This is a genomic window from Pseudomonas sp. JV245A, from assembly GCF_032424515.1.
GTDB lineage: Bacteria > Pseudomonadota > Gammaproteobacteria > Pseudomonadales > Pseudomonadaceae > Aquipseudomonas > Aquipseudomonas protegens.
In genome coordinates, this window is sequence record NZ_VYKE01000646.1 from 1 (window position 1) to 252 (window position 252).

1 pseudogene is annotated in these 252 nt (G+C 68.7%); it reads right to left on the minus strand.

From position 1 onward, the window contains the following. Nucleotides 1–252, minus strand: a pseudogene (locus tag F6S12_RS33435) (ABC transporter ATP-binding protein); the annotation flags it as partial.

Below are 252 nucleotides of genomic sequence, written 5' to 3' on the forward strand. Positions count from 1 at the left end.
GCGGGTTTCTTGTGCAACTGGTCGGCGATCTCCAGGCGCTCGGCCAGGCGCCGGGGAATGCCCTCGTCCGCCAGCCCCAACAACTGCCGGGGCAGGCTGATATTCGCGCGCACGTCGAGAAAGCCCAGCAGGCCGCCGGTCTGCAGCACATAACCCAGGTGCCGGCTGCGCAACTGTGCCAGCGCGCTGTGGCCGTCGCCGCGCCAGATCCCGGCAATGTCGATGGCATCCCTGGCCGGGGAGAACTCGAAG